The sequence below is a fragment of the Arthrobacter sp. E3 genome (assembly GCF_017353415.1).
Lineage (GTDB): Bacteria > Actinomycetota > Actinomycetes > Actinomycetales > Micrococcaceae > Specibacter.
Genome location: NZ_JAFMPX010000032.1, coordinates 13,595 through 39,020 on the forward strand (window position 1 = coordinate 13,595; position 25,426 = coordinate 39,020).

General features: G+C 62.3%; 24 protein-coding genes and 1 pseudogene. 6 read left to right on the plus strand and 19 right to left on the minus strand.

Features of this window, described 5'->3' with window-relative positions; genetic code table 11:
• Positions 1-118 precede the first annotated feature (118 nt).
• Positions 119-1,075: a tRNA (guanosine(46)-N7)-methyltransferase TrmB gene (gene trmB / locus JMA46_RS13015; RefSeq protein WP_207345774.1), complete on the minus strand. Its 957-nt coding sequence runs from the start codon at positions 1,073-1,075 to the stop codon at positions 119-121.
• Positions 1,076-1,570: 495 nt separating this feature from the next.
• Between trmB and JMA46_RS13020 the strand changes: the two genes are divergently transcribed.
• Positions 1,571-3,337, plus strand: coding sequence for a DEAD/DEAH box helicase (locus JMA46_RS13020; RefSeq protein ID WP_207345775.1), 1,767 nt, complete (start codon positions 1,571-1,573; stop codon positions 3,335-3,337).
• 280 nt (positions 3,338-3,617) lie between these two features.
• On the opposite strand, the gene JMA46_RS13025 is transcribed toward JMA46_RS13020, so the two are convergent.
• From JMA46_RS13025 to JMA46_RS13045, 5 genes are all read right to left on the minus strand, one after another.
• Entirely contained in the window at positions 3,618-4,403 is a 786-nt protein-coding gene (locus JMA46_RS13025) for a hypothetical protein (RefSeq protein ID WP_207345776.1), read from the minus strand.
• Between the two features lie 99 nt (positions 4,404-4,502).
• Positions 4,503-5,636, minus strand: coding sequence for a cation:proton antiporter (locus JMA46_RS13030; RefSeq protein WP_207345777.1), 1,134 nt, complete (start codon positions 5,634-5,636; stop codon positions 4,503-4,505).
• 84 nt (positions 5,637-5,720) lie between these two features.
• Positions 5,721-6,326, minus strand: coding sequence for a HutD family protein (locus tag JMA46_RS13035; protein WP_207345778.1), 606 nt, complete (start codon positions 6,324-6,326; stop codon positions 5,721-5,723).
• A complete protein-coding gene (locus tag JMA46_RS13040) occupies positions 6,326-6,559 on the minus strand; it encodes a hypothetical protein (RefSeq protein WP_207345779.1) in 234 nt (77 codons plus the stop codon). Before JMA46_RS13040 ends, JMA46_RS13035 begins: the two co-directional genes overlap by 1 nt.
• A 45-nt stretch (positions 6,560-6,604) precedes the next feature.
• Positions 6,605-7,006, minus strand: coding sequence for a YccF domain-containing protein (locus JMA46_RS13045; RefSeq protein ID WP_207345780.1), 402 nt, complete (start codon positions 7,004-7,006; stop codon positions 6,605-6,607).
• A gap of 168 nt (positions 7,007-7,174) precedes the next feature.
• Here JMA46_RS13045 and JMA46_RS13050 point away from each other — a divergent pair, with 168 nt between their 5' ends.
• Both JMA46_RS13050 and JMA46_RS13055 read left to right on the plus strand, forming a co-directional pair.
• Positions 7,175-7,750, plus strand: coding sequence for a hypothetical protein (locus tag JMA46_RS13050; RefSeq protein WP_207345781.1), 576 nt, complete (start codon positions 7,175-7,177; stop codon positions 7,748-7,750).
• A gap of 9 nt (positions 7,751-7,759) precedes the next feature.
• On the plus strand, positions 7,760-8,284 hold the full coding sequence (locus tag JMA46_RS13055; protein WP_207345782.1) for a hypothetical protein: 525 nt from the start codon (positions 7,760-7,762) through the stop codon (positions 8,282-8,284).
• Positions 8,285-8,336: 52 nt separating this feature from the next.
• On the opposite strand, the gene JMA46_RS13060 is transcribed toward JMA46_RS13055, so the two are convergent.
• The 5 genes and pseudogenes from JMA46_RS13060 to JMA46_RS13080 form a co-directional block, all read right to left on the minus strand.
• Complete coding sequence (locus JMA46_RS13060; RefSeq protein ID WP_207345783.1) at positions 8,337-10,034, minus strand: exo-alpha-sialidase; 1,698 nt, start codon at positions 10,032-10,034, stop codon at positions 8,337-8,339.
• A gap of 89 nt (positions 10,035-10,123) precedes the next feature.
• Positions 10,124-11,107 (minus strand): aldo/keto reductase, encoded by a 984-nt coding sequence (locus tag JMA46_RS13065; RefSeq protein WP_207345784.1) that lies wholly within the window; start codon positions 11,105-11,107, stop codon positions 10,124-10,126.
• Positions 11,108-11,300: 193 nt separating this feature from the next.
• Positions 11,301-11,960, minus strand: coding sequence for a pentapeptide repeat-containing protein (locus JMA46_RS13070; protein WP_207345785.1), 660 nt, complete (start codon positions 11,958-11,960; stop codon positions 11,301-11,303).
• Positions 11,961-12,030: 70 nt separating this feature from the next.
• A complete protein-coding gene (locus tag JMA46_RS13075; protein WP_348770165.1) occupies positions 12,031-12,474 on the minus strand; it encodes an ASCH domain-containing protein in 444 nt (147 codons plus the stop codon).
• 36 nt (positions 12,475-12,510) lie between these two features.
• Positions 12,511-13,365: pseudogene (locus tag JMA46_RS13080) on the minus strand (DUF4031 domain-containing protein); the annotation flags it as partial.
• 104 nt (positions 13,366-13,469) lie between these two features.
• Between JMA46_RS13080 and JMA46_RS13085 the strand changes: the two are divergent.
• Positions 13,470-14,165, plus strand: a complete 696-nt coding sequence (locus JMA46_RS13085; RefSeq protein WP_207345786.1) for a ubiquinone/menaquinone biosynthesis methyltransferase — start codon at positions 13,470-13,472, stop codon at positions 14,163-14,165.
• A 36-nt stretch (positions 14,166-14,201) separates the two neighbouring features.
• On the opposite strand, the gene JMA46_RS13090 is transcribed toward JMA46_RS13085, so the two are convergent.
• The gene (locus tag JMA46_RS13090; protein WP_348770164.1) at positions 14,202-14,621 is read right to left on the minus strand and encodes a TipAS antibiotic-recognition domain-containing protein; all 420 of its coding nucleotides are present in this window, start codon (positions 14,619-14,621) and stop codon (positions 14,202-14,204) included.
• Positions 14,622-14,927: 306 nt separating this feature from the next.
• Here JMA46_RS13090 and clpB point away from each other — a divergent pair, with 306 nt between their 5' ends.
• The gene (gene clpB, locus JMA46_RS13095; protein ID WP_207345787.1) at positions 14,928-17,543 is read left to right on the plus strand and encodes an ATP-dependent chaperone ClpB; all 2,616 of its coding nucleotides are present in this window, start codon (positions 14,928-14,930) and stop codon (positions 17,541-17,543) included.
• 62 nt (positions 17,544-17,605) lie between these two features.
• Here the strand turns inward: clpB and JMA46_RS13100 are convergent, their stop codons facing one another.
• Entirely contained in the window at positions 17,606-19,381 is a 1,776-nt protein-coding gene (locus JMA46_RS13100) for a hypothetical protein (protein ID WP_207345788.1), read from the minus strand.
• 326 nt (positions 19,382-19,707) lie between these two features.
• Here JMA46_RS13100 and JMA46_RS13105 point away from each other — a divergent pair, with 326 nt between their 5' ends.
• A complete protein-coding gene (locus JMA46_RS13105) occupies positions 19,708-19,938 on the plus strand; it encodes a DUF3073 domain-containing protein (RefSeq protein ID WP_207345789.1) in 231 nt (76 codons plus the stop codon).
• 242 nt (positions 19,939-20,180) lie between these two features.
• Here JMA46_RS13105 and purM read toward each other — a convergent pair whose 3' ends face one another.
• From purM to JMA46_RS13135, 6 genes are all read right to left on the minus strand, one after another.
• Entirely contained in the window at positions 20,181-21,329 is a 1,149-nt protein-coding gene (purM, locus tag JMA46_RS13110; RefSeq protein ID WP_207345790.1) for a phosphoribosylformylglycinamidine cyclo-ligase, read from the minus strand.
• Between the two features lie 24 nt (positions 21,330-21,353).
• Positions 21,354-22,919 (minus strand): amidophosphoribosyltransferase, encoded by a 1,566-nt coding sequence (purF, locus tag JMA46_RS13115; RefSeq protein WP_207345791.1) that lies wholly within the window; start codon positions 22,917-22,919, stop codon positions 21,354-21,356.
• 79 nt (positions 22,920-22,998) lie between these two features.
• Positions 22,999-23,322, minus strand: a complete 324-nt coding sequence (locus JMA46_RS13120) for a hypothetical protein (RefSeq protein WP_207345792.1) — start codon at positions 23,320-23,322, stop codon at positions 22,999-23,001.
• A gap of 55 nt (positions 23,323-23,377) precedes the next feature.
• Entirely contained in the window at positions 23,378-23,731 is a 354-nt protein-coding gene (locus JMA46_RS13125; protein WP_207345793.1) for a sterol carrier family protein, read from the minus strand.
• A gap of 55 nt (positions 23,732-23,786) precedes the next feature.
• On the minus strand, positions 23,787-24,791 hold the full coding sequence (locus JMA46_RS13130) for an asparaginase (protein ID WP_207345794.1): 1,005 nt from the start codon (positions 24,789-24,791) through the stop codon (positions 23,787-23,789).
• 16 nt (positions 24,792-24,807) lie between these two features.
• On the minus strand, positions 24,808-25,335 hold the full coding sequence (locus JMA46_RS13135) for a hypothetical protein (protein WP_207345795.1): 528 nt from the start codon (positions 25,333-25,335) through the stop codon (positions 24,808-24,810).
• Positions 25,336-25,426: the final 91 nt, after the last annotated feature.

Sequence of the window (25,426 nt, forward strand, 5' to 3'; positions counted from 1 at the left end):
GCCACTCGAATATTACTTTTAGTCAGGCTTTTTTTACGAGGCCGTTGTGTGGCCTGACCACTTCTGCTATGCATCACAAACGTGCGCGAGATTGCAAGGCTTATCCACCTGCGGTGCCCTAATTCCGGCGGAAGGACAAGTCGAAGATGACACGGCCGGCCTTGTGCGCCTTGTTCTCAAAACTGGTCAGAATGCGGCCGTCAAAACGCGGGGCCCAGCCGCCCGCCGAATCCGGCTCATCGCTTTGTTCGCAATCCACACCGCTGCTCCGCGCCTCGGTGAGGGGGCTCGCCGAACCCGTGCGTTCGCCGTCGTGCACGTTGGTGAAATCTTCCGCAGCCGTGCCCACTTCGAGCATTTGCTCGGCGTAGGCGGACCAGTCAGTGGCCAAACGCCAGATGCCTCCGGGAGCCAGGACGCGGGCCACGAGCGGAGTAAAGCTGTCCTTCACCATGCGGCGCTTGTTGTGCTTGCTCTTGTGCCACGGATCAGGGAAGAACACCCACACTTCAGCGACGGAACCGGCCGGGAGCATGGTGCTCAACACTTCGGGGGCATTGGCCTGCACCACGCGCACATTCGTCAGCTCGTTGGCCACGATTTTCTGGATGGTCTGGGCCAGGCCGGGAGTGTAAACCTCGACTGCGAGAAAATCCTTGTCCGGGTTCTCCTGCGCGGAATGAACCACGGCATCACCCAAGCCGGATCCGATTTCCACGATCAGCGGTGCAGTGCGGCCAAATTCTGCTGCGGCGTCGAAAACGAATTCTGGATGCACGGACGTGTCCGAAATATGGCGGGGAACGTCCACCGCCAAGTATGCAGAGTGGTCGTCCCAAGCCTTCTGCCGGCGTCCCTGCAACCGGGTGCCGCGACGCACAAATGACACAGGCTGCGTACGGTACGTCCCTTCGGCGGCCTGGCTGCCGGGAGTGACAGGCCGCGGCGTTCCGTCCTGGGTGCGCGGAGCCTTTTGCGCAGCTCCGGACTCGGCGTCCTGCTCGGAGGTCGGCGCTGGCTGCTCGTTGGCTGCAGTTGCGGGGGATTCGGGGCCGGAAGCTTGGATTTCACTCATCCCTTTAAGGGTACCGGGGATTTCCGGGCAGCCCGGGTGCCGAAGTTCAGGCTCCGGCCCGTTCGTGCTGCAGTTGATGCGGGTTGGCCGGCAGCAAGTTCGTTCATACTGCGGCTGATGCGGGTGTCGGGGCGTGTCACCCGCATCAGCTGCACTATGAACTGAGGGGGCTGTCGTCTACCCACATCAGCTGCAATATCAATCAGCGACAGAGGGTGCCGGACTGCCTACTGCGGATCCGCCACGAGTTGCTGATGGCGGCCGCAAGGTGAGATGCGGCACTAAGGTGAGTGTCCGGCGTCGTGCCGCTGCTAGTATGGAAATACTTAATGTGCGTATCGCGCATTCTGCGTCGATGAACGCATGCATCTTGTCCCGCAACGAATCTGCTTCAAAGCATCTCGCGGTTGACTCGCTCTGGCATTGAATCGGCGAACCCGCGGTCAAAACTGCTCGCGGGACGTTGAACCGCCTTACGAAAGATTCTCTCTTTACATGACAACTTTTGCTGCCCTTGGTGCGCCCAAGGAAATCGTTGCTTCACTCGCCGCTCAGGGCATTGAGGAAGCATTCCCCATTCAGGTCAAGACCTTGCCGGACACGCTGGCAGGCCGTGACGTGTTGGGCCGTGGCCGCACAGGATCAGGCAAGACCATTGCCTTTGCCATCCCGCTCGTGGCCCGCTTGGCCGAGCGCGAAGCTCCCTACTTCCGCAAGCCCGGCCGCCCCATGGGCCTGGTGCTGGCGCCGACGCGCGAGCTTGCAACCCAGCTGAACAACACCATTGAGCCGCTCGCCAAGGCCATGGGCTTGAACACCACAGTCATTTACGGCGGCGTTTCACAGGCCCGCCAGGAGAAGGCTCTGCGCGCAGGCGTTGACATTGTCATCGCCTGCCCCGGCCGCCTTGAAGACCTCATGAAGCAGCGCATCGTGTCGCTGGAAAGCGTTGAGATCACTGTCCTGGACGAGGCCGACCACATGGCCGACCTCGGCTTCCTGCCCGTCGTCAAGCGCCTGCTCGACACCACCCCCACCCAAGGGCAGCGCATGCTGTTCTCCGCCACCTTGGACAACGGCGTGGACAAGATTGTCCAGCGCTACCTGTCCAACCAGCTCACCCACTCGGTGGACGAGGCCAAGGCTGCGGTGTCCACCATGGAACACCACGTCTTAGTGGTCAACGACCAAACCGTGAAGAAGCAGGTCATCGTTGAGCTGGCCTCGGGTGAAGGCCGTCGCATCCTGTTCATGCGCACCAAGCACCACGCCCGCAAGCTGGCCAAAACCCTGACCGACGCCGGCATCCCCGCCGTCGATCTCCACGGAAACTTGTCGCAGAACGCCCGTGACAGGAACTTGGCCGAGTTCTCCACCGGTGGCGTCCGCGTCCTGGTTGCCACCGACGTTGCCGCCCGCGGCGTGCACGTTGATGACATCGAACTGGTCATCCATGTCGACCCGCCCACAGAGCACAAGGCATACCTGCACCGTTCCGGCCGTACGGCCCGTGCAGGGTCCGACGGCGTCGTTGTCACCTTGACGCTGCCCGAACAGCAGAGCGACGTCAAGAAGCTCATGCGTGCCGCCGGCGTGGACGTGAACTTTGAGCGCGTCACCGCCAATTCACCGGTCATTGCCACGTTGGTGGGCGATGTTGCTGACAAGATTGACCCCCGCACCCGCGCAGCATTGCTCGCAGCAAAGCAGCCGACCCAGGGTGGCGGCTCCTCAACTGGTGCCAATGCCCAGCGCAAGCGTGCAGTCCGTTCCGGTGCAGCCCCCACCGCCGGTGGCCGTGGCGGCCGCGGTGGACGCGGGCGCGTCTCCGCTGATGCACCCGAGCGTGGCGAGCGTTCAGCTTCGGCAGCACACGGCAACCGCTCGGAGCGCCGCGACGGCCAGGTTTCGCGCCCGGCAGGCTCCGGCCGCCCGGCACGTGCAGGTGAAGGACGCCCGGCAGGTGCTGGCCGTCCCGCAGGCTCGGGCCGTCCCGCAGGCTCGGGCCGTCCCGCAGGCTCGGGCCGCCCGGCACGCGACGGCGACGTGGCCCGGGGCAAGCGCGCCCCGCACGTCGGCGGCTCACGTGAAGGCGCCCGGGAAGGGGCCCGCAGCGGTGCCAACGTCGCTTGGTCCTCCAACACGGGCGGTACTTCCGGCGGCAGCTACAACGCCAACGGTGGCGGCTCGGCCCGCCCGGCCCGCTCCAGCGGACCCCGCCGTGCCACAGCACCTGCTTCAAACCAGCGTCGCGGCCGCTAAAGCGCACCGCGGCCGCTAAATAGCGCCAAACAAACAGCCCGCAGTGTGCGGAGAATCGTTGAAATTGACGATTCTTCGCATGCTGCGGGCTTTTTGTTGCCGAAACTCTGCCGGGGCAGCCGAAACTTCTCCTGCACCGCGCCACGAGCCGTCTCGAAACCGCGCTGTGACCGCATGCCCGTGCCTGCCCCGCGAAACCGCGGATGCTCGACCGCGGGTCTGCGGTTTGGACGCGGGCATGCGGGCCAATAGCGGGTTCGTGCCGGCACGGTGTGTGGAATCAGTCGGAAGTGGTGGGTGTTGGCGGTGTCAGGCCGGTAAAGGGCTCAAGGGCCTGCTCCAAGGCGGCTCGATCCGCGCGCGACACGGTGGTGATGCCGTAACTGATGGAGACGGACCGTGGTGGAAGACTGGACTGTTCGTACTCTTTGACGGCTTTCCCCGTGGGGTCCCTGTCGACATCGACGATTCTGATGGACAGCCATTGCATGCCCGAATGGGCCGTGCCGTCCCACCACCAAAGTTCTTGCGGGTCGGCCGTGCCGTAATTTTCCGTGAGTTCCCGCTGCCACTCAGGATCGTTCTTGAAAGTGTCGCCATGATAAGTGAGCTGCACCGGGCCCAAGCCATGTGCCCGGGTGATCCGGCTGGCCATCGACATGACCTTGTCCCATTCTGCTGTACTCGCCGGGACTGTGTCGCTTTCCCACCCTACAGAGTTCCAAGTGGTGGTCATGGCGTCGCCACCGTAGCCGTTGCCCGAGGACGGGTACCAGCCCTGCTCGCCGCGTGCGTTCCACTCGAGATCGAATTCGTTCCCCAACGCTGTCTTGATTTCGGAGAGGATCGCCGCCGAAACTTCCTCGGTCTCCTCCTTCACGGGAGCGGCCAGGACATCGTCGGGCATCGTGTAGGCGTGCAGCGGATAGTCCCGCCAATTCACGGTGACTTCCTGTCCCGCAGCGTCGGTGTACGTGCTTGTTGGTCCAGCAGCGCACCCACTGGAACCTGCCAGAACAGCCGCCACGAAAAGGGCTGCCACCGCCGTGCGAATCCTCTTCCCCATGCTGAAATCCTTCCCCCGGAAACAGCCAGTCTAGGGTGCGGGGTGGCAAAGATTCTTCATACCGGGGTATGAATGGGTTCCAAGATTGTGGACCTCCAGTTAGTTGACGGTGTTGCGGGATGCGTACCTGCTCCCCGCAACTGTGGCAGCCGCTATGGTGATCAAGGCACCCAGGACCAAGGCGGCTGGTTCACCCGGTGCCAGCAGATTCTGTTGGATGCCGATGGTTGCGGCGGCGATGGGAACGCCAAGTTGCGACGCTGAGAGCACTCCCAGGGACAAGGCAAGCCCAAAGATTCTGCTCAACAGATGAATGGCGATTGAGCCAAACCCCAGCGCCAGGCCCAGCATAATCATCTGTGGATGGGCCGCCAAATCGCGCAGGTCGAGCGAAGCGCCCAACCAGAGGAAAAAGAGTGGCCCCAAAAACCCGTCCGTCAACGCAAACAGTTGGTGGGCCAGCCGGCGTGGCTCACCAACAGCAGAAACCGCCAATCCAAAAGCAAAACCAGCGAGCATGATGGACACATGGCTCCACACTGCCAGCCCAGCCAAGGCAAATAACATGACCAGTTGAAATCTGAGCTCCAGCGCGAATTTTCTCTCCTCCGAGACCTTGTGAATGCTCCTCCACTTGCCGCTACTGTCCGCTTTGCGTAATAGCAAAAACACAAGGGCGGCACTGCCCAACACTGCCAAGGATCCGAGCGCAGCCCTGCCCGCTGTGGCAGGGTCCAGCGCCAGTGGAAGGGCCACGATGGCCAGAGTGTCAGCCAGCGCAACCTGCGCAGTTAAGGCCAGTATCGGAGGCCCGGACAAGGACAGGGAACTGATGATGGGCAGCACCAACGCGGCGGATGACGACGAGAGAAGGACAATATAAAGCGCTGCATGGGAGTTGCTGAACAAGGCGGCCAGAGAGATACCCGCCGCCGCGGAGACGACGGCAACAACCATCAGTTGCACGGTTCCGATGCCGAGAGCGGAACGGATCTTCTTCTCCCTCAAAGGGACATGGGTACCTGCCACGAACATGATCAGTGCAAAACCCATGTCGGCCAAAAACGTGAAGGTGGGTTCAACCGGGTTGACCAGGTTCAGCCCGGTTCGGCCCAGGAGAATGCCGGCCAACAGTTCGCCTATCAGGACCGGGACCCGCCACTTTCGGGGGAGTGCCAGAAGGGGACCCAATAACGCAACAGCGCAGAGCAGTGCCAAGAGGGGAAACGTCATGACAGGGGCCCCCAGAAGTGAGTCAAACGCCGCTGTTCCATTTGCCCATTGTGCTAGGTGGGATCGTTGTGCCCAAGATTTTTCTTAGAGGCCCTCGTCTGGATCCGAACTCCAACGGACGGGGTCGATGCTCAGGACTGCAAGGAAGCCGCGGCCGGAAATTTCGGGAGCTTCTTCGGCACCCACAACGGTGTCGAATTTGCCCAGCAACTCGGCGGGTGGCGCGGAGGAGGCGCCGTCGGCATCCAGGGACGCCGGTGAAACGGTAGCTGACCCCTGCAGCAGCACGGCAAATTGGTTGGCAAAAACGGGGTGGGGACGCTTCTTGGAGAGCTCGATGATCATGGCGTAGCCCTTGCAAACTCCGCGGCGCGTCATGAGGTTCAGATCCTTCAGAGTGCCTGTGGGCAGCGTTGCGGAGGTCTCGGAGTCGCCGGAAAAACGGAACGGCCGGTACTTTTCCAAGGCCTGTTCAACACCGTCGACAGTGAGGGCAATGAGCTCGCCCTCAACCACAGTGATGATCCGGTCAATGCCGGGCAGGGGCGAAAAGGGCCCGGCTTTGGCCACGTCGGCCAGAGACAACCGCCAATCCCAGCCGCCGGCGCCATCCGGGCCCACAGCAATTTGGCGCGTCGTTCCGCCAGCCCAGGGCACAGCCTTCAGGGACGCGTGGCGGATGATTTCCACTACTTTTCGTCCACGTTCTTGATGCTGTACACGTGCAGACGCTTGGGATCGGAGGGACGACGGCGGAGCTTGCGTTTGTAGTATGACCAGGCTCCTGTGATGGCCAGGGACACGGCGAAGGCCAGCACGATCTTGAGGGGCAGGTTCACCCGGACAAACGTGAGCACCAGAATCATCGCGGCGAAACTGGCGAAGTTCACCAGGATGTCCAGCCAGTCGGTCTTATTTCGCATGGCTCAATCCTACGCGGCCTTGGTTCGGGCGGCTGCCGGAGCAGGTCACCGGTACATGCCCACGAACGGCTGGTTGGTGGGGACGATCTCCTTGCCAAGGGGCATGAGGGAAATGGGGATCATCTTCAGGTTTGCGATGGCCAGCGGGATGCCGATGATGGTGACCGCCATGGCGAAGGCTGTGGTGATGTGGGCAATGACAATCCAAATGCCGGCCACGAGAAGCCAGATGACATTGCCCAAGGTGCTGGCGATGCCTGTGCCACCGGGCTTGTCCACCACTGTTCGGCCAAAGGGCCACAAGGCGTAGTTGGCAATGCGGAACGAGGCGATGCCCCACGGAATGGTCACGATGAGCAGGCAGCACACAATTCCAGCCAGGCAATATCCCAGTGCGAGCCAAAAACCGCCCAACACCAGCCATATGACATTCAAGATTGTCTTCATGACTCCATTGTGCCCTGTGGCGGTGATAAACACCTCAGGGGAAACCCGGAAAAACCCCCGAAAACTCTGCTGATGCCTAGATCAGTCCATGCCGTGATCAAGTACCGGTGCTACGCTGATTTGCACCGTTACTCGGCTCACCTCAACGTTAAGGAAACCGGCAATTACATGGACTTAGGCACCGTCTTTTTGATCCTTATGCTGGTGATCATCGCCATTGCCGTGGGCGTGGCCATTACGCTGGGGGTGCTGGTTTCCCGCGGTGTGGTGAGCTTGGTGAAGATCTCCAAACCCAAGTATGCATCGGCCAAGCGGAGTGCTCTGAAGGTTCGGGCCGATTCCACCTCAGGACCCGTCGGGGACATCTTGAAGCAGCGGGTGGCGCTGGCGGAATCGCTGGAAGCGACCCGTCGTTCGCTGGACGTGGCGCAGGGCACCGGCCAGTACACCGGCAATTTGGAGTCCATCTTCAACACACTCCAACAGACTGGTTCCGTCATGGAGCACCATCTTTTGGTGGCTCAGCAGGAGCCGGACCCTGCTGTCCAGTCCCTCTATGCAAAAACCCTCAGCGTGCAGGTGAAACAGATAACGCAAACCGCCACGGGGGTGCGCAACGCCTTGGCCAGTGCCGCCGCTCCAACGGGTGACGTCGACTTGAGGGACCTCACCCGCACCCTTGAGATCGAGGCGGCCATGCTGAAGAAATGGTCCAAAACGTATACCGACCTGGGTACGGATTAGCCAGGGTCCATGAGCTTTTTTGACCGCGTCGCCGCCGTTTTCAGGCAGCAAAAGTTCATGCAGCACAACAAGTACGACGCCGCTGCCTCCTCGCGCGACCAGCTCACCCTGGGTGGGGCTCAGCTCAAGCAGCAGGCTGCCGTGCAAAAGATGCGCCGTGGTGTGGCCGATGTTTCGGTCAGCCGTCAGCGGTTGGACCTGCAGGCGGAGGATTTGCAGCGGGCCATGGACGCCCTGGCCGCGCACGCGGATAAGTCCCAGTCCGAGGGGGACGGTGCCGCCGCCCAGACTGCACTTGCCCGCCATCACATCATGGGAGGGCAGCTGGCTGATCTGTTGAACCAGCGTGATGCATTGGCCGATCAGGAGATTATGCTCATCGCCGCCCTGACCCAGTTGCAGGCCAGGGTTGCCGGCTTCAACGTCACGGCTGAAACGCTCAAAGCTGCCCACACTGCCGCGACCGCCGATCAAGTCATCGCGAAAGCGCTGGCAGATTCTGAGGAAATCCTCCGAATGCCTGGAACGGATTAGGCGCCAACCACGGCAAGCCAGCGCTCTCAGTGAACCTTGAGGGGCGGCGGAATCAGCCAGCCGTGCTGCTAGCCCCAGACGTCAAGATGTCCCCGGAAGCAATGTCAAAGGTGAACGCCCGGCGTGCACAGGCCGAGGTGGCACCAGTGTCTGCACCCAGCGTGAACACCAGTGTTAATGATGTTGCGGCCACATCCGATTCAGTCACCGTGTAGGTGGCTGTGAATCCGCGGACCGCGCCTGGGCCCATTGGTTCCCAGTCAATGATGGTTTTCCCGATAGCTGATCCGGCTTCGGCAGTTCCGGGCTCAAGGGATGCGCCGCCGTCCACCAAATGGCCCAAGCGAACAGCGACGGAGGTCGCGGCTCCGTCCGCAAAGTTCTCCACACGGCCGCTGAAAGCCAGTACGTCCCCGGCCTTGTATCCCGGAATTACGGAGCCGTAGTTCGCATCTTGCGACTCGCGGTTGGACAGAACCTGGGGTGTGTTCGCTGAATAGCCCTGCCCCACTTCCTTCCAAGTGGCAGGATCCCAGTCCCCATCGGTCTGGGCCAACACGAAGCTCTCGCCCACACTCTCCCACGCTGCAGGCCGGCCGGGCGTGATGGAACGCAACACCGCGCTCAAGCCGACGCTGCCCGCCCAGGACGTGTCGGCGTCGTGCGTCAGGGAAGCTGTGGGGGAGGCGAGTAATTCCTCTGGATCCACCGTGGTGAACACGATTTCCTGGTAGCCCTGGCGCTCGTACAGCACCCCGATGTGGCCGTCGGGCAGGCGGGTGGCGGTGGAATATTGTGAACTTCCCGAGCACAGCACGACGGCGTACGGCCAGGTTACGCCGTCGTCCTGCGAGAGCTTCAACAAGGTGTTGCGGCGCAGCAGGGTGTCGTGGTTGTGGGTGGCGATGAGCCAGCATTCGCTCTCGGGCGCAGCGAGGGTGACCACATTGGGCAGGCCGTCAAAACGGCCGAGCGAGCCGTTGTCGCTGGGGTCGGGCAGCTCGAGGTGTGGCAGTGCGGGGGAGTAGGACTGGCCGCCGTCGGTGGAGACTGCCGCAAGCCGGAAGGGGGTGGCGCGTGAATGCATCAGCAGGCTGCCGTCCGATCGAGCCACCACCTTGTTTTCATTGCCGCCGGGGATGAACTCGCCCAGCATCCATGTCTCGCCGTGGTCGTCACTGTACGCGCTGGCGGACATGATGTCGCCGCGGAACAGGACGACGAACTGCTGCACTAGGCGCCCCGTGAACGGGCCGGTGTGGATCTGGATGCCCGCGCCGGCGGCGGCAAAGAGCCCTGTCATGCCCTCGCATTTGAGCATGCCGGTGAGGCGGCGATGTTCCCAGGTGGCGCCGTCGTCGTCGGAATAGCTGAGGTCCGCGTGTTGGATGCCGTCTTGGTCTTCCAGCCCTTCGACTGCCTCAAAGAAGCCCGCGTGCGTGCCCGCGGCATGGAATATGAAGATACGGCCGGTCGCCGTATCGACGAGCAGGCTGGGGTCTCCGTAGCCGTCAAGGCCGGTTCCGGTGCGCACAGTCTGCTGCGGGCCCCACGTGTTGCCGTTGTCGGGGCTGCGGCGCAGCAGCAGGTCGATGGGGTTCGGCAGGTCGTCCAGGTTGGGGCGGCCGTCGTAGGCGGCGAGAATGGTGCCCCGCGTCGACACGGCAAGGGCCGGGATGCGGTATTGGCGGTGCCCGGCAACGCCGCGACGCGCTAGAACGCGCTCACTAGAGGTAGGACGTAGGTTCACAAATTGAGTCTAGGCGAGTGTGCCCGGGGATGGAACCTCCCCGGGCACACTCGCACTGGGCTGCTTGACTGGACTACTTGCTGCTGGGACTACTTGTAGACGGACTGCAACCCGGCTTCGTCGTAGCGGGTGCCGGCAATGCTGCCAGCGGGGGCTGCGGCTTCCAGGGCGGCAAGGTCCTCCGCCGTGAGCACAAGGTCTGCAGCGGCCACGTTCTCCTCCAGGTACTTGCGGCGCTTGGTACCGGGAATGGGCACCACGTCCTGGGCGATAACCCACGCCAGTGCGAGCTGAGCAGCAGTGACGCCCTTAGCAGTGGCAAGTGCGGTGATCTTCTCCACCATCGTCAGGTTTGCGGCCATGTTGTCCTGCGTGAAGCGGGGCATGCCACGGCGCCAGTCGTCGGCGGCGAGATCGTCTTCGCTCGTGATCCCACCAGTGAGAAGGCCGCGGCCCAGTGGCGAGTACGCCACGTAGCCAATGCCGAGTTCGCGGACGGTGTCCAGGACGCCATTGCTTTCCGGGTCGCGCTCAAAAATGGAGTATTCGGTTTGCAGCGCGGTGATCGGATGCGCAACGTGTGCTCGGCGGATGGTCTCCGGTGCGGCCTCGGACAAGCCCAGATACCGCACCTTGCCTTCGGCCACGAACTCGGCCATGGCGCCCACGGTCTCCTCGATCGGGATGTTGGGATCCACCCGGTGCAAGTAGTAAAGGTCCACGTAGTCCGTGCCGAGGTGGCGCAGGGACCGCTCCAAGGCCTTGCGGGCGTAGGTGGCGCTTCCGTTGACGGGGCTGCGGGAGCCGTCGTCGGCAACTTCGCTGCCAAATTTCGTGGCAAGGGCGTATTCGCTGCGCCGGTGCCCAATGGCCTGGCCGATGAGCTGCTCGTTGAGGAACGGCCCGTAGACTTCCGCAGTGTCGATCAAGGTGACGCCCAAATCAAGGGCCCGGTTGAGCGTGGCCGCCGATTCGACGTCGTCGCGCTCGCCGTAAAACGCACTCATGCCCATGGCGCCCAGTCCCTCGACGGAGACCTCCAGCCCCTGGTTGCCCAATTTCACTGTTCTCATGGTGCTTCACGCCTTCACTTGATGTGTGTACCCGCGCGGATTGCCCCGAGTGGGTGCTGCCAAACAAAAATGCTGCCGTACTTTGGGCCGTGGAGCAAGGGCCGGAGGCTGGCAAATCACTGGGTGCTCGGGGTCAGCCCTCGTCCGGCGTGATGTCTAGAGTCGAGGAATAGGCGGCCGCAGGGCACGTGCTTTACGCCACGACGATGCCCAGATGTGCTGCCAGGATGGGGGCGAGCAGGCTGAGCTGGTACTCGTCCATGACGGTACCGGTCATTGAGCCCACACCGTTGAGGGTGCGAAAGTCCGTAGTGCGGATATCGAAGTCCTTCAGTGTCGCCTGCTGGACATCAAGGGTGCCGATGCGGCAGTTCTTCAGGGCCAGGCGGGCCACCGTGGCACCACCCAGATCCAGATCATCAATGATGCAGTCGCTGATCTGCAAATCAGTAATTTTTGCGGTGCGCAGGTTCAGGAAATCCAACTTGCCGCCATCAATGCGCACGCTGTGCCAAGTGCTGTCATACAGTTCCGCTGACCCCCAACGGGGAGAGGTGATTTCCACGTCCCGCCAGCTGGTCCGAGATGCCTTCAGCGCGGGTGCAAAACTGTCTGCGAGGATGACGTCGCGGAATCGCGTACCGCGCATTTGGGCGTTGTGAAAAATGGGGCGCCGCAACTCGCATTCCAGGAAATCCGTGGACGTGAGGTCTGCTTCGGCGAAGTCTGTTCCATCAAAAAGTTGCCCATCGTGGCTGTCACCCGGACTGAAAAATCGATCTTCGTTGAGCTCGAGCCCATTGAGCCTGATGGGGGAGAGCAGGGGAGTGCGGGGAGTTGGTTTCGAAGCCATGCCACAAGGGTATCCGCCAGCACGGACACCGAAACCCTGCTAACCAGTCATCGCGTCCATGGATGCCAGCCTAGGGAAGTCGGGAGACCAGCTTGAACCGTTGCAGTACCAGCATGGAGTTCTCGTTCACCGTGAAGTCCGGGTCACCCATGGCATTGCGCATCTCGGCGGAGTGCCAAAACTCCTCATGACCGGCACGCCACTGAGCCACGGTGGTATCGCCCTCGCCTTCGTCAATGACGTGCTGCAGGTCGACGTCGGCCAGCCGGGCATGGCGGACAGCTGTCGTTTCGATGACCGCTACGCCTTTGCCGTCCGAGTCAATCACCACCTCCTGCTGGCCAATGACGGGCAGTCCCTCATTCTCAATCTCATATTCAATGAGAGTGGTGGTGGTTGACGTTTTGGTGCCATCAAGGATGGCCGCTACCAGTTGGTCCCGCAACGGCCCCGGGAACGCGAACTCGGCAACGGGCAGTGGGGGCATGCCGGTGAAGGAGATGAAGTCTGTCATGGCAAAATCCCACTTTCTACTTTTTTGATTCAACTGTGCCAATTCTTGTACAAGGTTCACCCGTGCCTGGGCGTCCCACAAATTGCGGCCACGTGATGTGTGAAACAGCGGCTCCAGGGCCAGCAAGCGCCGCAGGACTGCGGCCCTTCCCTTGGCAAAGTCGTCCGCCGGAACGTGGGCATAGTCCTGACGGACGCCCACCATGTAACGGGAGTATGCCTCCGGCGGACCGCCCAGCACGGCGAGGTCGGCGTCGCACAGGAGGTGACCGGCGGCGTCGGCGGCTTCCGGGGCGTGCGTGGCGGTCAAGCGCACCAAGCGCGCAACCTCACCGGCCTCATCTACTGAAACCACTGCTTCAAGACTGGACTGCGCTAAAGCAGCCGAGTCTTCTTCGTCTGCGGCGGTGCCGTTGTATACGGCATCGTGAAACCAGGCGGCCAATGCCACGGGTCGGGGTACGGTGCGGCCGGTCAGCTGATCCAGCGCCTCCAGCACTGCCAGCAGGTGTGTGGGGGAATGGTAGTGCCGGGGGGGTTCGCTCCAGCGGGCCAGCAGGTCCATACCCAACTTCGGCTGCCCGGGCAACAGTGCCCTCCAGCGCATTTCCAGCACCGAACCCACGGATTTGACCCGGTACTTGGCTCGGATGCGCAGGCCTGACTCCACAAGTGTGCGGGCCAGTTCCTTGCCTGAGATGGGCGTGGCCCCTGCCGCGAGGAGCCTTTCGTACAGCCGCTGCGGGACGTCGTAGTGGTCAAGGTCGAATGCCCGCCTGGAGACGCCGTTGGCTGTGGCAAAGTCGTGAAGTTCGGCCACCGAGGTGTCCGAAATCAGGTGCGAGAACACCGTGCCATGCGCAGGCCAATAGGGAGGATCGATGAAGATCATGGCCCCAGTGTAGGCCGGTGCAGCACGGCTGCTGGATGCGACGGTGACGGACACAGGCGCATAGACTCGTTTCAGTCCAGCAAACCAAGTGAAAAACGGCGGCAATGCGCAACGAAGACTCCACTGTCCAGGCCACATTCAACGGCATTGCCAGGCGCTATGACCTGATGAACCGCCTCATGACGCTGGGATCCCACAAGCGCTGGTGCCAGGAGGTGGCGCAATGTGCCACGTCCACGGGTGGCGGCAAATTTTTGGACTTGGCCACGGGAACCGGCGTCATCGCCCGGGCCGTCCGCAAGCAGAGCCCTGAAAGTGCCATCATCGGGGCGGACTTCTCCGAAGCCATGCTGGAGATGGCCCGCCACCTCGAGGGGAATGGGGACATCGACTGGCAATTTGCCGATGCCCACGAACTGCCGTTCGACGACGGGGAGTTCGACGCCGTCACGCACGGCTACCTGCTCCGCAACGTCAGTGGCTTGGACGAGGTTCTTGCCGAGCAATACCGTGTGCTCAAGCCCGGCGGCGTTGTGGCCGCCCTTGAATCATCCCCTCCCAGCGGTGTCCTTGCCCCGTTCATACGCTTGGGTATGCGCGTGGTCATTCCCACCCTAGGGACCGTCATCGGGCGTGACCGGGACGCCTACAAGTACCTTGTCGATTCAACCCTCGGATTCCTGAACCCTGAAGCCCTGCGGCTCCGGTTTGAGCGGGCCGGGTTCACGGACATCCAGGTTAAACCGAGATTCTTGGGCACCAACATGATTTGGAGCGCCCGCAAGCCCGTCCAACGCTGAAGTCAGCGGGGAAGCAACCAGCCGGGCAGCAGCTGGCTACAGCTCCCGTTCCGCGTACACGGCGAGCGAGTCCCGGACGAACGCTGCTCCGTCGCGGCCGCCGTAGTTGGCGGCGAAGCGTTCGTCCGCAACGTACATTTCTGCGAGCCCGTTCACGTACCCCTTGATGTCGTCGCTGGGTGTGGCAGCAGGTGTTCCCGGGATTGACATCAGCCATTGCACGTGCTGGCGGGCAAGTTCCTGGGGGGTTGCGGAATCAGGGGCATCCCCGCTGGCGGACGCGGAAATCCAGCCGGCATTCAAGGGGGCAACTTCGTCCTTCCACCGAGCCTTCCCGGGAGCGTCCATGCAGCGCCATTGCTCGTCGCTGCGTGCGTAGGCTTCCTTGCCCCAGCGTTGTTCAACCTCGTCCTTATGCTGGGTGTGGTCAAAGCCGTCGAACATTTTCTGCGCCATGATGGTTTCTCCTTTGTGCAATGCTGAAATTGTCTTTTCCACGGACACTATTTGACGGGCCAGCCGTGACTGTTCGCGTCGCAGTGGCGCAAAGTGCGGCTGGTGGTGCCCGCCAAGGCAGCAACTTCTTGGATTGAAAGGTCCATGAACCTCAGTGCAGAGGTTGACGTCGCGTCAAGGTCAAGAAGAATTTCGCCGTCGGTAGAATCAGGGGAATAGGATCCCCCAAAGCAAAGTTGAGCGTAGTAGACTCAAGTCTAGAAGTATGAGTCAACAATGATTTCCTCATCAACGAAAGGACCTCTCTTGGACGCCAAATTCACCACAAAGAGCCAGGAGGCTCTTTCCGCCGCCGCCATGAACGCCTCCACCGCCGGAAACCCCACGGTCGAGCCGGCCCACCTGCTCAAGGCCCTCATGGACCAGCGCCAGGGTGTGGCCGTTGCGCTGCTCAAGGCCGCCGGGGTCGACCCTGACGAGGTCAGTGTCGGTGCCAGTACCGCCATTCGCAACCTCCCGTCGTCGTCCGGGACCTCCGTGGCCCAGGCCCAGCTCAGCCGCAACACGTTGTTGGTGGTGCAGGCTGCACAGCAGCTGGCCGAACGAATGGGGGACAGCTATGTCTCCACCGAACACCTGTTGCTGGGGTTGGCGGACGACGCCGGAGCCACAGGAGGCGCCCTGCGCTCAGCCGGTGCCACGAAGGCTGCGCTCGATGCTGCGCTGCCCTCCGTACGCGGTGACGGCAAGGTCACCACCCCCGATCCCGAGAACACGTTCGAGGCACTGGCAAAATTCGGTGTGGACATGACAGCCATTGCGCGTTCAGGCAAGCTTGACCCCGTCATTGGCCGCGACGCCGAAATTCGCCGCGTCATCCAGGTTTTGAGCCGCCGCACCAAGAACAACCCTGTGCTCATCGGCGATCCCGGCGTGGGCAAGACCGCCGTCGTGGAGGGCTTGGCCCAACGCATGGTGGCGGGCGATGTGCCAGAATCGCTGCGAGGAAAGTCGCTCATCAGCCTTGACCTGGCCTCCATGGTGGCCGGTGCCAAGTATCGCGGCGAGTTTGAGGAGCGGCTGAAGGCCGTGCTCGAGGAAATCAAGGCCTCCGACGGGCAGATTGTCACGTTCATCGATGAAATTCACACGGTGGTCGGCGCAGGTGCGTCGGAGGGCTCCATGGATGCCGGCAACATGCTCAAGCCCATGCTGGCACGTGGTGAACTTCGCCTGATCGGTGCCACCACTCTGGATGAATACCGGGAGAACATTGAAAAGGACCCGGCCCTGGAACGCCGTTTCCAGCAGGTTTACGTGGGCGAGCCCAGTGTCGATGACACCATTGGGATTTTGCGCGGGCTGAAGGAACGCTACGAGGCACACCACAAGGTGGCCATCGCCGACTCGGCGCTGGTGGCTGCAGCTACGCTGTCCAACCGCTATATCAGCGGCCGCCAGCTTCCGGACAAGGCCATTGACCTGATGGATGAGGCAGCTTCGCGGCTGCGCATGGAAATTGACTCCGCACCGGAGGAAATCGACCAGCTACGCCGCTCCGTGGACCGCCTGACCATGGAGGAACTCGCGCTCAGCGGGGAAACCGATGCTGCCTCCATTGAACGACTTGACGCCTTGCGCGCGGACATGGCGGACAAGAAGGAGGAACTCGCCGGGTTGAACGCACGCTGGGAAGCTGAAAAGGCGGGCCTGAACCGTGTGGGTGACCTCAAAGCCAAGCTCGATGAGCTGCGTTCGGTGGCTGACAAGGCACAGCGCGACGGTGACTTGGAGCACGCCTCCAGGATTCTCTACGGAGAAATGCCCGCCGTGCAGCGTGAACTGGATGCTGCGGCAGCTGAAGAACAATCCACTGACAAGCCTGAACTGATGGTGGCCGAGGAAGTCACAGCCGATGACATCGCCGAGGTCATTTCAGCTTGGACGGGCATTCCCGCAGGGCGCATGCTGCAAGGCGAAAGCCAGAAGCTGCTGCAGATGGAGCAGGTGCTGGGATCCCGGCTGATCGGCCAGGGCAAGGCCGTGACTGCCGTGTCCGACGCCGTCCGCCGTGCCCGTGCCGGCATCAGCGACCCCAACCGCCCCACCGGTTCGTTCCTGTTCCTAGGACCCACCGGTGTGGGCAAGACGGAGCTGGCGAAGGCGCTTGCCGACTTCCTCTTCGACGACGAACGTGCCATGATCCGCATCGACATGAGCGAGTACTCGGAGAAGCACTCCGTGTCGCGGCTGGTTGGCGCGCCTCCCGGATATGTGGGCTACGACGAGGGTGGGCAGCTGACGGAGGCCGTGCGCCGTCGTCCGTATTCGGTGGTGCTGCTGGATGAGGTGGAGAAAGCCCACCCGGAAGTCTTTGACATCCTGTTGCAGGTGTTCGACGACGGTCGGCTCACCGACGGGCAGGGCCGCACGGTGGACTTCCGCAACGTCATCGTGGTGCTGACCTCAAACCTGGGTTCGCAGTTCCTTGTGGACCCGAACCTGAGCGATGAAGACAAGCACAAGGCTGTCATGGCAATCGTGGAGTCCTCCTTCAAGCCCGAGTTCCTCAACCGGCTCGATGAGATCGTCATGTTTGACGCGCTCAACATCGAGCAGCTCTCGAGGATCGTTGACCTGCAGGTTCAGGAGTTGGCTGCACGCCTGTACGAGCGGCGACTGACCCTCGAAGTCAGCGATGCGGCGAAGGCGTGGCTGGCCATGACCGGCTACGATCCGGCTTACGGTGCACGTCCGTTGCGCAGGCTGGTGCAGCGCCAGATCGGTGATCGGCTGGCGAAGGAAATCCTGGCCGGTGCCATTGTCGACGGCGACACCGTCGTGGTGGACACGGCGGAGGACTTTGACGAGTTGGATCTGGACGCGGCCAGCAGCTCTGGCCTGAGCGTCAGTCGAAAGTAAACACAGCGGTGGTTGAGCTTATCCAGATCCAGGTCTCGACAAGCTCAACCACCGCTATTTTGCTACTTGGTGACCGAGGTTTCCAACGGGTTTCCAGCACGGGTGTCTGACACCATGCAGTCAACCCGGCGGTCGTCCTTGTCGTTCCAGCTTGCTTCGGACGGGTAGGCCGTGGACTGCTTCAGTGTTTTGATGTTGCCTGATTCGGAGGTGAGCTGCACTGAACTGCACACCTCTGCAGCCTTGGCCTTGAGGGCATCCAGACCAGGGAACTTCTCTGCGTCGTTGTAGTAGAAAGTTCCGACCAGCTGAGCGTTGTGGGGGCTGCTGCACACCACGACGTCGGCTGGTGTGGAAGCGTCTTTGAAGCCTCGCAGACAATCTCCCTCAAGCCACTTCAGAGGCGACAACTCGGGCAGGATCAGTCCGGCTTCCGGGTCTTTCGCCTTGTCGCTGGATGTGGCTGGTGTGCTTTTTTCACTGGTGGGTTGTGAACTTTCAACGACTACGGGGGCGGGCTTTGTGGCGCTTGACGCGAACAACCCGGCCAGAAGTGTCACAAAGAGGGCGATCAGCCCAAGGCCCACCACAACAACAGCAAGGATAATGAAAAGCTTCTTCTTGTTGCTGCCCGAGGGTCCTCCCGGCCCCTGAGGCCCGCCGGGTCCGCCATAAGGCCCCTGCGGTCCGCCATAACCCGGCCCCTGCGGTCCTTGCGGCCCCTGAGGCCCGCCGGGTCCGCCGTAGTTTGGGCCCTGAGGCCCGCCGGGGTAGCCCGGAACAGGTGGAACCCCGGGGCCTGCTGGCTGTAGCCCGCCGCCGTAGCGGGGCGCTCCTTGTTGGTTGGGTGCGCCGTATGGATGGGGTGTTCCGTACGGAGGCTGCCCGCCAGAAGCTGCAGGCTGGCCGTAGGCGCCGGGTGCATAAGGTTGCGGCCCTGCCGAAGGTGGCTGTTGGCCTTGGTGGGACCCGGTTGGCGGTGCACCGCTGGCGTCTTGGGGGTCACCCACTGGAGCAACACTTGCGGTTGCAGCAGCCAGAGCGGCGGCCTCAGCTTCGCTGCGGGCCAGTTGAGACGGCGACTGCCAGGGATTTGCCTTGGGCTGCCACGGGGTGCCCGACTGCTGCCAGGGTGTTTCCGGGCGGCGCCAGCCATGGCCGTCATCAATGCCGGCGCCGATGTGCGGTGCAGCGGCCGGTGCAGGGTCTGCACCACCCGTGGTTGGCGTCGAGTCTGCTGCCGAAGGCGCAGGCACTGCAGGCGGCTGGGCCGGGAACGTCGGTTGATCTTCCTGTGCCACTGGCTCCACCGCTGCAGAGTGCTGGTCAGGCTTCTGCAATGAAACCGAGGGTATGGATCCAAGTTCTGCTGATTGTGCTTGGGAAGCTTGCTTGGACCAAGGATTGGTGGCAACAGGAGGTTTGGAGAAGTCCGTACGAAGGACGGTGGAGGCCGAATCCCAGTCGACACTCTCTTCAGGATCCGGATGAGCGTCCCCTTCAGGCTGCTGCCCAGCCTCAGGCTCCGGAACCTTGGGGGCCTGAAATTCGGGGGCTTTGAAATCAGGTGCGGGAAGCTTCTCGCCAATGGAGGTGGAGATTCCCTGCGTGGCCAATTGAGCTTCGTGCTCAACACGGGCGGCCTCGGCCTCAGCTGCTTCGAGGTCAACTCTCTGGGCAACGTCTTCGCTGATTTGTGCCGCATCCAGCTGCGGCTCGGCGAAGGTGTAGTCGGCGCTTGAAATGGCGGGGTCCGGACTTTTCTCGGATGGTGCACCGGACATTGATTGAGCGCTTTTATCGTCGGCCTGCTCGTTGGCCTTGCTGCTCTCGTTCATGGGGGCTTGCCTTCCGTGCTGCGCCTGCCTGGCACAAAAACTAGTTCCTATGGAGAGGGCGTGGACGTGTCTGCAGAGTCCTGGTTGATGCCTGGAACACGCCGCCCTCGTGGAGTAAATGCTGTGCTCATAGGTGACTCTACCGAATAAAGCGCGCGGACCGGCCCAATATTTGCGTTTGGCTATGGGCAGAACACCCCATAGTGGGACACGACCAGGGCAGAACTAATGTAATCTAGAAGTACGACAAACTGACCGAATATTCCGGAGCCTCGCTCATAGCCCGAGCGACCACCTCCGGTCCAAGTGTAAAAGGGGGTCACGCCATGGGGCGCGGCCGTCAAAAGGCGAAGGCAACCAAGCAGGCTCGGGACATCAAGTACTACTCCCCGAACACTGATTATTCTGCTCTGCAAAAAGAGCTTGGTGCGACTACTCGGCGAGCCCCGAGCCATCACACTGAGGTTCCTGCGGAGCCGGACTATTCAGCATATGAAGACAAGTATGCGGATCAGTTTGAGGACGACGACGACGTGGACTCCCGCCGCATTGGCTAGAGACACTTAATCACCAGACGCAACAAGCCCTGCATGACGCGCAGCTTAAATGCTGTAGTGACATGTGGGGATTTTGTTGTTCCCCACCGGCTCCCACTGCTCGTTCCTCGCAGCGGGTCCCTCGCCGGTGTGGGCCCACCCGCCAGCTCCCACAAAAAATCGATTGTACAGTTAATGCCGGTGTTTCAGTGAAACACCGGCATTAACTGTACAACCGATTCGGGTTTGGATCCGGGGCGAAGCTAGGAGGCGTAGTTGCCCACGAGGCGGACTGCGCCACCGTCAACGCCCTTGGCGCCCTGGGTGTAGTCCAAACCGCTCTTGTCGGAATCCGCGGACTCCTTGGTGACGGTACCCATGACCCAGGACGGTAGGCCGCGAGAGTTCAAGCGCTCAACAGCGGCGTCGGCGGCGTCGGCCGAAACAACGGCCACCATCCCAACACCAAGGTTCAAGGTGCGTTCCAGATCGGCCAACGGCACGTTGCCCAGCTGCGAGACCAGGTTGAAGATGGCTGGCAGGCTCCACGTGGAACGGTCAACCGTGCCGATGAGGCCCTGGGGCAGCACACGCGCCAGGTTGGCAGCCAAGCCGCCGCCGGTGATGTGGCTGAAACCGTGAACAGCCTTGTCCTGCGTGACAGGAAGGTAGCGGGTCAGATCCAGGCAGTCAGCGGCGTACACGCGGGTGGGCTCCAGGAGCTCCTCGCCCAAGGTGCGGCCCAGTTCGGAAACTTGACGTTCAAGGGCCCAACCTGCGTGGTTGATGACGCGACGGACCAGTGAGTAGCCATTGGAATGCAGGCCCGAAGATGCCATCGCGATGATGACATCCCCTTCACGCACGCGTTCCGGACCCAGCAGCAAATCAGCCTCGACGACGCCCGTGCAAGCACCTGCGACGTCGTACTCGTCAGGGGCTAAAAGGCCGGGGTGCTCGGCAGTTTCACCGCCGACCAGCGCGGTCCCAGCCACTTTGCAGGCACCGGCGATGCCGCGGACAATGTCTGCAACGCGCTGGGGGACAACCTTGCCGGTGGCGATGTAGTCGGTCATGAACAAGGGCTCGGCGCCGACCACCACAATGTCATCAACAACCATGCCCACCAGGTCGTAACCGATGGTGTCGTGGATGTCCATGGCCTGCGCGATGGCAACCTTGGTGCCCACACCATCAGTGGAGGTGGCTAGGTACGGCTTCTTGTACGTGAGCAGCTTGGACACGTCGTAGAGGCCGGCGAACCCGCCAAAGCCGCCAACAACGCTGGGACCGTGCGTGGCCTTGACGGCTTCCTTCATCAGCTCAACGGCGAGGTCGCCGGCTTCGGTGTCAACACCTGCGCTGGCATACGTGATTCCCTGTGAGGCTGAATCATGGGAGGCGTTGGTCATGGCGTCTCTTTTCTTGCGGGTGCTTTAGGAACCGTTGGGTGCGGTGCGGTCTTGTTCGGTCAGGAGGCTTTCCATTTCCGCGTCCGGTCCCGGATCGCATCCGGTGGAGGGGGTGGCGTTGCCGGCAACGGTGCGCTCAAGCAAGTTCTTGCCCAAGCGGTCGCTGCTGGGTAGTTCGATGGGGTACGTTCCGGTGAAGCAGGCCGTGCAAAGGCGTTCGCGTGGCTGCAGGGTGGCATCGATCATGCCATCTTCGGAAATGTACGCCAGCGAGTCGGCGCCAATGGACTTGGCGATCTCGTCGACTGCTGCGCCATTGGCGATCAGCTCTGCACGGGAGGCGAAATCGATGCCGTAGAAGCATGGCCAGCGCACAGGTGGGGAGGAAATCTTTACGTGGACTGCCGCGGCTCCGGCTTCGCGGAGCATGCGCACCACGGCGCGCTGAGTGTTGCCACGCACAATGGAGTCGTCCACCACAATGATGCGCTTGCCGCGGATCACCGATTCAAGGGCGTTCAGCTTTAGCTTGATGCCGAGCTTGCGCAACGTTTCGCTGGGCTGGATGAAGGTGCGGCCAACGTACGCGTTCTTGACGAAGCCGTGCGCAAACGGGATGCCGGACTGTTCGGCGTAGCCAATGGCTGCCGGGGTGCCGGATTCCGGAACCGGAATGACCAAGTCTGCGTCGGCGTAGTTTTCGCGGGCCAGCTGGCGGCCCATCTCCACACGGGATTCATACACCGAGCGGCCGGCAATGGTGGCATCCGGGCGGGCCAGGTAAACGTACTCAAAGACGCAGCCGGCCGGGGTGGCCGGTGCGAAGCGCTGGGTGCGTACGCCTTCTTCGTCAATGGCGATGAATTCGCCCGGCTCAATTTCACGGATGAAGCTGGCGCCGATGGTGTTCAAGGCGGCACCTTCGGAGGCAACAACCCAGCCGCTCTCCAGCCGACCCAGTACCAGCGGGCGGACGCCGTGGGGGTCGCGGGCAGCGTACAGGGTGTGCTCGTCCATGAAGACGAAGGAGAACGCCCCGTGGATCTTGGGCAGCAGCTCCATGGCCGTTTCCTCGAGGGAATGGCCTTCCTTGCCCTTGAGCAAGGTGGTGACGAGGGCGGTGTCCGTGGTGTTGCCCTGCGCCATTTCGCCAGAGGTGGGAACGCCGTAGCGTTCCAGTACCAGCTCATGCAGTTCAGCGGAGTTGGTGAGGTTGCCGTTGTGTGCCAGAGCGACGGTGCCGCTGCCTGTGGCACCAAGGGTGGGCTGGGCGTTGGACCAGTTGTTGGCGCCCGTGGTGGAATACCGGCAGTGGCCAACGGCCATGTGCCCGGTCAGGGTGTTGAGTGTGGGTTCATCAAAGACCTGGGATACGAGCCCCATGTCTTTGTACACACTGATCCGCTTGCCGTCGCTTGTTGCGATGCCAGCCGATTCTTGTCCACGGTGCTGCAGTGAATACAGCCCGTAATAGGTTAGTTTTGCAACCTCTTCACCGGGTGCCCAGATGCCCAGAACGCCACAAGCGTCCTGAGGTCCCTTTTCGCCGGGTAAAAGATCATGGGATAGTTTTCCGTCTCCGCGTGCCACAAAGAAATTATCTCACGTAATGGTGTCGGTGCTAACCGATTGTGACCTGCGCTATGCCCCTGGTTCGCAGGAGGGTGCGCTAAGCAGTTTCCGCTGCTGCGTTGCGCTCATCATCCGGTAGAGCTTCTGCAATGAGCGTCTTGGTGCGGCGACGGCCGCGGAAATCCAGCACAAGGGCCACGATTGCGCCCAGTCCGGCACCCGGCAGCACCAGCAAAACGGTAAACAAGCCAAAGACGCTTGAAGCCTCAAAGTCCCCGTTGACCGGGAACATATACGTGAAAATCGCGGCCGTGGCCACACCGGCCAACGCGCCCGCGATCAGAAACGGGACGTATTTCGGGGCACGGCGCACGTGCAGCTTGCGGGGAGCTCCAGAGGTGGTTTCAGGCTGGGAAGTCATGCCTCTAGGGTACCTGCCCAACCTTGGGCCCAATGCGGGACGGCTGCAAGGTTCGCTAAAAGGGGAGTTCGGCGGACAGTTCGGCGCGTAAGCCGGAGGCAGCCACGAGGCCGCGTTCGACGGCGTCCCTCCAGCTGGTACCGCCGGTCACCAGCGCGAGCCACGTCTCGGCGTCGCACTCCACCACGTTGGGCGGGGTGCCGCGGGTGTGGCGGGGTCCGGCGATGCACTGGGTGACGCCGAAGGGTGGGACGCGCACCTCCACCGAGTTCCCGGGGGTGCGTGCAGCGAGCTCCTCCAGGGAATAGCGCACAGCCATGGCGGTGACCGGGCGGGCACGGTCACCGCTGCGCCATGCAGCCAGCGCAGCCTGGCCCTCAGTGATGTCTATTCGTCGTCTGGCAGTCATGGAAGGCTCCTTACGTGCTGGTGGCGGATAGGCGCGGGCGGATCAGTTCAGCACGTCAATTAAGCAAAGCGGTGACGGCTTGGCCCAGACGCAGGCTGCCAGCACGGGAGTGGCCGCCCATGACAGGAGGAACCACTTTTGCCAGAACCTGTGCCACGGCGGGAATGTCCACCGCGCCGGATGCAGCCAGCAAGGTCAGCCCCACCAGCGTGGCGGCACGACCGTTGCCATCAAGGATCTTCACGGCAACGCTGGCACCCGACGGGGTGGCCATGGCAAGCACGCCTTCGGCACCCATTTTGGCCAAAATGCCGAGGTCCTCCATGACCACAGTGTTGGGCAGGCCGTGTCCCTCAACTGCCCACGGATAGTCCAACATGGAAGTGGCGATGGTGGCGGCGCGTGCGTTCGCATGTTTATCGCTGGGCGCCTTGGCGAGCGAAGAAAATGCACGGGCGAGTCCGGTCAGGCTGCAGGCCATGACGGGGGCGCCGCAGCCGTCAACACCGGTGTGGCGTACGGTTTCGCCGGTGTACTCTTCCAGGACGGTGCGCACTGAGCGCTGCATGGGGTGATTCGGCTCCAAATAGCCGGAGAGGTCCCAATCGTTTTCAACGCACGCCCACAGGAATGCGGCATGCTTGCCCGAGCAGTTCATGGCCAACTTGGACTTTTCACGGTCCGTGCGCACCATCCAGGCACGGGTGGTGGAATCACCTGGCCAAGCCGCCGGGCAGCCAAGGTGCTTTTCGCTCAGGCCTGCGGCCTTGAGCATGCCAGCGACCACGTCCATGTGTTCGAGGGAGCCGCGGTGGCTGCCTGCGGCGATGGCCACTTGGACCCCACGGAGCGGAACCCCGGACTGCATGGATGCCAAGGCCTGAAGGGGCTTGCTGGCAGAGCGCGGATAGATCGGCGCGGTGATATCGCCGAGCTCCGTGACCACGGAGCCGTCTCCGGCGACAACCACAGCGGAGCCAATATGCACGGACTCCACAAACCCGCTGCGTTCCAGGACGGCGAGCTCAACGGCGTCGTGCGCCCTGAAAGTATGAATCATGGTGTCATCTTAGCCACTACAGCGGCGTTGCCAGACCGGTGGAGGCCTTGATGACAAGGGGCACCGACCCGGCGGGCTTGTCGGCGGCCGCGGCTTGGGCGACGGCGTCGAGATGATCGGGTGCGACAAAGATGGTCAGTGTACCCGTGCGCCCGTCGGGAATGAGCTTGTGGATGGCGGCACCCAGTCCGTCCGGAAGGGTGGCCCGCCATGCTGAAACCGCCTGCAGGGCCGCCTCCAGCTCTCCGGCGTCGAGCGTAACAATTTTGGGGACAGCCCCCGCCTCTGTCACGAGAGTCGCGGCCGCCTCGGTGGTGACGGCAACATGGAGCTTGTTGTCTTCAATCCAAGAGTCGGAGTATGCCGTTCCGAGTTTTACGCGAAGGCTCTCATTGAGCAGCAGCAGCGCGTTGGTGTCCGCGACGCTGGATGACTGGCTTGCCAGCGGTGATTGGGGATCCTGGCCGGGTGCGCAGGCGCTCATGCCGAGTGCTCCTGTCAGGAAGGCAGCGAGGAGAGCTGGCGCCAGTGCCTTGCTTTTCATGGTGACTCCCGTGCTTGCGGTGGGAAAGAAGTGGGTCCCGTTCATGGTGAACGGGACCCACATCTTCAGGGTTTTTAGATGTTAAAAAAAA

Coding starts and splice junctions, on each gene's coding strand:
- trmB (WP_207345774.1), bottom strand. CDS start 1,075: ATGAGTGAAATCCAAGCTTCCGGCCCCGAATCCCCCGCAACTGCAGCC.
- JMA46_RS13020 (WP_207345775.1), top strand. CDS start 1,571: ATGACAACTTTTGCTGCCCTTGGTGCGCCCAAGGAAATCGTTGCTTCA.
- JMA46_RS13025 (WP_207345776.1), bottom strand. CDS start 4,403: ATGGGGAAGAGGATTCGCACGGCGGTGGCAGCCCTTTTCGTGGCGGCT.
- JMA46_RS13030 (WP_207345777.1), bottom strand. CDS start 5,636: ATGACGTTTCCCCTCTTGGCACTGCTCTGCGCTGTTGCGTTATTGGGT.
- JMA46_RS13040 (WP_207345779.1), bottom strand. CDS start 6,559: ATGCGAAATAAGACCGACTGGCTGGACATCCTGGTGAACTTCGCCAGT.
- JMA46_RS13045 (WP_207345780.1), bottom strand. CDS start 7,006: ATGAAGACAATCTTGAATGTCATATGGCTGGTGTTGGGCGGTTTTTGG.
- JMA46_RS13050 (WP_207345781.1), top strand. CDS start 7,175: ATGGACTTAGGCACCGTCTTTTTGATCCTTATGCTGGTGATCATCGCC.
- JMA46_RS13055 (WP_207345782.1), top strand. CDS start 7,760: ATGAGCTTTTTTGACCGCGTCGCCGCCGTTTTCAGGCAGCAAAAGTTC.
- JMA46_RS13065 (WP_207345784.1), bottom strand. CDS start 11,107: ATGAGAACAGTGAAATTGGGCAACCAGGGGCTGGAGGTCTCCGTCGAG.
- JMA46_RS13070 (WP_207345785.1), bottom strand. CDS start 11,960: ATGGCTTCGAAACCAACTCCCCGCACTCCCCTGCTCTCCCCCATCAGG.
- JMA46_RS13075 (WP_348770165.1), bottom strand. CDS start 12,474: ATGACAGACTTCATCTCCTTCACCGGCATGCCCCCACTGCCCGTTGCC.
- JMA46_RS13085 (WP_207345786.1), top strand. CDS start 13,470: ATGCGCAACGAAGACTCCACTGTCCAGGCCACATTCAACGGCATTGCC.
- JMA46_RS13090 (WP_348770164.1), bottom strand. CDS start 14,621: ATGGCGCAGAAAATGTTCGACGGCTTTGACCACACCCAGCATAAGGAC.
- JMA46_RS13100 (WP_207345788.1), bottom strand. CDS start 19,381: ATGAACGAGAGCAGCAAGGCCAACGAGCAGGCCGACGATAAAAGCGCT.
- JMA46_RS13105 (WP_207345789.1), top strand. CDS start 19,708: ATGGGGCGCGGCCGTCAAAAGGCGAAGGCAACCAAGCAGGCTCGGGAC.
- purM (WP_207345790.1), bottom strand. CDS start 21,329: ATGACCAACGCCTCCCATGATTCAGCCTCACAGGGAATCACGTATGCC.
- JMA46_RS13120 (WP_207345792.1), bottom strand. CDS start 23,322: ATGACTTCCCAGCCTGAAACCACCTCTGGAGCTCCCCGCAAGCTGCAC.
- JMA46_RS13125 (WP_207345793.1), bottom strand. CDS start 23,731: ATGACTGCCAGACGACGAATAGACATCACTGAGGGCCAGGCTGCGCTG.
- JMA46_RS13130 (WP_207345794.1), bottom strand. CDS start 24,791: ATGATTCATACTTTCAGGGCGCACGACGCCGTTGAGCTCGCCGTCCTG.
- JMA46_RS13135 (WP_207345795.1), bottom strand. CDS start 25,335: ATGAAAAGCAAGGCACTGGCGCCAGCTCTCCTCGCTGCCTTCCTGACA.